The 4,164-nt window shown below is 45.6% G+C and carries 8 protein-coding genes; 2 read left to right on the plus strand and 6 right to left on the minus strand.

What is annotated here, in order from left to right; all coding sequences use genetic code 11:
- The 6 genes from RYL88_RS11845 to RYL88_RS11870 form a co-directional block, all read right to left on the minus strand.
- A partial coding sequence (locus RYL88_RS11845) for a hypothetical protein (protein ID WP_314991545.1) occupies positions 1–268 on the minus strand: 268 nt, incomplete at its 3' end.
- 13 nt (positions 269–281) lie between these two features.
- The gene (locus RYL88_RS11850; RefSeq protein ID WP_314991546.1) at positions 282–1,337 is read right to left on the minus strand and encodes an ankyrin repeat domain-containing protein; all 1,056 of its coding nucleotides are present in this window, start codon (positions 1,335–1,337) and stop codon (positions 282–284) included.
- A gap of 104 nt (positions 1,338–1,441) precedes the next feature.
- Positions 1,442–1,999, minus strand: coding sequence for a hypothetical protein (locus RYL88_RS11855; RefSeq protein WP_314991547.1), 558 nt, complete (start codon positions 1,997–1,999; stop codon positions 1,442–1,444).
- 197 nt (positions 2,000–2,196) lie between these two features.
- Positions 2,197–2,442 (minus strand): hypothetical protein, encoded by a 246-nt coding sequence (locus RYL88_RS11860; RefSeq protein ID WP_314991548.1) that lies wholly within the window; start codon positions 2,440–2,442, stop codon positions 2,197–2,199.
- Between the two features lie 21 nt (positions 2,443–2,463).
- Positions 2,464–2,814: a hypothetical protein gene (locus tag RYL88_RS11865; protein WP_314991549.1), complete on the minus strand. Its 351-nt coding sequence runs from the start codon at positions 2,812–2,814 to the stop codon at positions 2,464–2,466.
- A gap of 39 nt (positions 2,815–2,853) precedes the next feature.
- A complete protein-coding gene (locus tag RYL88_RS11870) occupies positions 2,854–3,114 on the minus strand; it encodes a hypothetical protein (protein WP_314991551.1) in 261 nt (86 codons plus the stop codon).
- A 186-nt stretch (positions 3,115–3,300) separates the two neighbouring features.
- Here RYL88_RS11870 and RYL88_RS11875 point away from each other — a divergent pair, with 186 nt between their 5' ends.
- Positions 3,301–3,510: a 4-oxalocrotonate tautomerase family protein gene (locus RYL88_RS11875; RefSeq protein WP_314991553.1), complete on the plus strand. Its 210-nt coding sequence runs from the start codon at positions 3,301–3,303 to the stop codon at positions 3,508–3,510.
- Positions 3,507–4,004 carry a thioredoxin-dependent thiol peroxidase gene (bcp, locus tag RYL88_RS11880; RefSeq protein WP_314991555.1) on the plus strand — a complete coding sequence of 166 codons (498 nt, stop codon included), beginning with the start codon at positions 3,507–3,509 and terminating at the stop codon, positions 4,002–4,004. Before RYL88_RS11875 ends, bcp begins: the two co-directional genes overlap by 4 nt.
- The last annotated feature ends 160 nt before the right edge of the window (positions 4,005–4,164 follow it).

Consider the following 4,164-nt stretch of genomic DNA (forward strand, 5'->3'; position numbering starts at 1 on the left):
TCAGATAGTAGACCGGCTCCATAAAAACCCAGTTAAGAAACTTTTTTTCGTTTTCGGCGGTTGGATACCCCTGCGCTACGAGATAATCTATACAAAGCTGCACGGCAGGTATATTGCCCGCTACGAAAAAATCATATACGAGGAAAGTAAACTTCTGCGCATCAGGTTGGCGGGTAAATTTAAATCCCTTTTCGATAAATTTAGCAACGGCGGTTTGCTGTTTTTTAGTCTGGGCCAAAGGCGCTAATCGTTCAAAAACGTCATTCATCTTATCTCCTTTGTTATTTAAAAATTTTATTTATCGCGGCAGACGGATCCGCCATAAACTCCTCAAAGCTACAAAGAGGCGTAAAGACGCCGTGTTCGTAGTCTGCGCTAGCTAGCATTTTACTGCTGGGATGCCATACCAAAAACCCGTCCGCTCCGTATCTATCCGCATCTATAAGAAGGTCTAGAAATTTTTTATTTTTCCACTTTACCTCCCTTACGTCGCCAAGCGAGGCAAACTCTATAAAGCCCGTATATTCGCACCCCGGCAGCAACACGCGCCTGTCGTTTGAGCGTAGCAAAGAGATAAGCCCCTTTGGCAGTTTGTAGGACTTTAGCTTCTTTAGACGCTCCTCGTCGTCGTGCCAAGCGGACGGCTCTACGGATTTTATATACAGAGCTACTTCTTTGCGCTCGTTTCGCAGCGCGTAGTGATAGGCGCGCTCGCCGTATTTATCCTCGTAGCTAAGGTCTGCGCCAAGCTCTATAAGGCGCTTTACTAACGCAAGATCCGCATACGAGGCGGCCGCCTGAAGCGCGGATGCGTTATACGGATACACGGTATCCGGTTCGCAGTAGTTCACGTCAAAACCACGTTCGACGAGCTGCTCTATCAGTTTGCCAAGCCCTTCCATGGCCGCTTCTCTAAGCGTCGTGCCGTCGGGAATGAGCCTAAAGCCGTTTTCTATAAGCAAAAGGGCTATTTCTTCGTTTTTGCCGTATATGGCAGCTTTTAGCGAGCTGATATGAGTGCTAGCGTTTACGTCCGCGCCGCACTTTATAAGCCGCTTAATCAAAGCCGGATCGTCGCCGTATTCGCAAGCTTCGATAAAAAGCTCGCTAGTTATCTTTGCGCCTTCGTCCAAAAGAAAATAAAGCGCGTCTTTTTTATCGTTATAAAACGCGATTTGCAAAGGCGTTTGCAAGCCGTCTAGCGTAGGTAGCTTTTCGTTTAAGTCCCAGCCTTTGGCAAGAAGAGCCTTTAGGGCGGTTAAATTTTCGCTCAAAATAAGCTCCGCGATTTTAGCGGGCTCTAAAAGCTCGGTTTTATCGGTTAAATTTTCTTTCATATCTTTCCTTTGTCTTGGCGTAGCGCTTACGTTAAATTTACTCGTTTTTCGGGCTAAATTCGCTTTTAAATTTTACTATTCGTTCTTAAATTTTAGCGCCTAAGCTAATTAGCGACCGAGGGCAAATCCTCAAAAACGACGCGCTCGTCTAAATGTGCATCCTTTATCAACGCAGCAAAACGCTCTGAATAAAACAGCTTTGTTTGGTGCCGCGTATCTCGCCCTAAGGCGAAATCCTCGGGGATGCGCGAATTTAGGCATATATCGCCGATAAAATATTCGCCGCCATCGCTCAAATATATCTTTTGGCTGCGCTCTTCGTTTATAACGTCTGATGTTTGCAAGGTGTTTATTATGCAGTAGTCCTCTATCGTCCCGTCTTTGCAGTGCAGCCTTAAGCGCACGGGCTGCGTTTGCGCGTATTTTATAAAAATTTCGCGAAGCGCGGGGCTAACTACCGCAACGTCTCCTAGCATATTGTTATGGATAAAATGTAAATTTCTAACCTTGCTAATCGGCGCGGCTATATATAAATCATAAACAAAATCATCGTCTATCCGCTGCGATTTTATCAAATTTAGCATATTTGCCGCGCTAAGTTCCTCCGGCATAGTCGCTATCCAAGATTGTCGGTAGCTATTTTTAAATTTCATAATCTTCATATAATCTCCGTTATTTTAAATCCGGCCGTTTTTAAATTTAACGCGGTCTTTTAAAATTTTAGCGTCGTCGCGGCGGTAGTTTTCGCGTAAAAACGCCGTCAAACCCTGCAAAAAGCTTGTCTTGTCCATTTATTTTCCTTTACTTTGCGAATTTATTTTAGCGGTTTAAATTTAGCCGTCTAAATTTATAAGCCGGACTATAAAAAATCCAAGTCCTCCGCTTTAAAAAATCCCTGCGATACGGCCTTGTTAAACGCTAGCATAAAAGCCTCGTCTCGCTGCGGAGTTTTGACGGCGCCGCCTAGGGACGGCTTTATCTTTTCGTATTCGCGCCACAAGATGTGTTCGCTAGGCACGCGCGTCGTTAGGCCTCTTTCTTCGCGTAGCTTTAAAAAATATAAAATCTCTACCGGAAAAAGATAAAAAGCCAGGCTAGTACACATCCAGCCGCTTTCTTTGGCCGACTACTCGATGTGAAAGTCCAAGGCTAGCTCTATAGCCCGCTCTATATCCGGGCAATCAGGCTCGTATAAGAGCCTAGCTAGCTCGCCGTAGCCGCTATCTTTTCGCTCAAATTCCAAAAACTCCCCCAAACGCTCGGTCGGCAAATTTTTACTCTTTGCCCACAGCTGCACGATAAATCGCGGAATATCGGTATGCTCTAGCTGCTGTTTGGCCTTTTCGTCTCGCTCGAAGTAGTAGAAAAACTCGCCTAAATAATCGGCGCGCTTTTTATATCCTATCAGATAAAAATAAGCAAGCATAAAAGCCGTTCCCGCCTCGATGTCGCCAAAATGAGAGAGCTTAAAGTTCATCCAAGAGCCCTCAAGCGCGAGGTCTATATAGTCCCAGCCCTAGCTATCGCCCGCTAGCAGTCTTAAACAACCGTAATAAGTCAAGTCCACTTCGCGGTTAGACACCTGCATGATAGCCGTCCAACCGGCATTTGGCTTGCCTGATCTTAGCGCTTTTTGAAACGTCTCGTAGGTGTACCCGCTCATAAAATAGAAATTTGAAACCGCTTTTTCGTAATGAGCGTTATCCTTCGTCCAGCTTTTATACTGATTTATGGCGCGTTTTAGCCTTTTTTCATGTATCGTCGCAGTTTGTTTCATATCGTGCCTTTGTATTTTATAAATTTTAAAGATTGTATAAAACCGCGGGTAAATTTGAGATTAAGCGGGCTAAACTTCGTAGGCGGCGGATTAAATTTATCGATTCGTTTTAAATTTAACCCGCCAGACCAAGGTTAAAAGGGCTAAATTTGATATAATTAGCCCAAATTTAACCAAGGAGAAAAAATGCCTTTCGTAAATATCAAATTAGCCGCCCCAGAGCCCACAAAAGAGCAAAAAAAGCAAATCATCGCCGAGGTTACGGATACGCTAGCGCGCGTGCTAGGCAAAGACCCCGCCGCAGTGCTAGTGATGATCGAGACTCTGAGTATGGATAGCATCGGTAAAAGCGGCCTAAGCCTGGAAGAGATCAGACAAAATAAGGAGAAAAAATGAGCGAATTTTCTAAAGAGGATTTGGAGCGAAAGATCACGCTAGCAGCGGGCGATACGGCGCCGAGTTTTAGCCTAGAAAACAGCGACGGCGTAAGCGTCAGCCTAAAAGACTTCGTCGGTAAAAACGTCGTGCTGTACTTTTATCCAAAGGACAACACACCCGGCTGCACGACCGAAGCGTGCGAATTTAGCGCGCTTTACGGCGATTTTATAGCTAAAGACACCGTGATCGTGGGCATTAGTCCCGATAGCGTCAAATCCCACGCCGCCTTTGCGCAAAAACAGAGCCTAAAGCACATATTGCTAAGCGATCCCGCGCACGAAGTCGCCAAACTCTACGGCGTCTGGCAGGTGAAGAAAAACTACGGCAAAGAGTATCTAGGCATCGCGCGCTCGACCTTTGTGATCGGCAAAGACGGCAAGATCGTAAAAGTATATAAGAGCGTGAAGGCAAAGGAGCATGCGGCGAAGGTGCTAGCTGATCTAGTTAAATAAATTTGCTTGGCGGCTTGTCTCGCGAGCGTCTTTAACGGAGCTAGTAAAAATTTAGCTCGGCGGACTATCTTGTCCAGTCTACGCTAAATTTTTACGTCGCTTCTGCTTGCAGTTGCGACCGCAAGGGAAGCAAAGCCCTTAAATCCATCTCGCGATACTT

This window comes from uncultured Campylobacter sp., assembly GCF_963517995.1.
Lineage (GTDB): Bacteria > Campylobacterota > Campylobacteria > Campylobacterales > Campylobacteraceae > Campylobacter_A.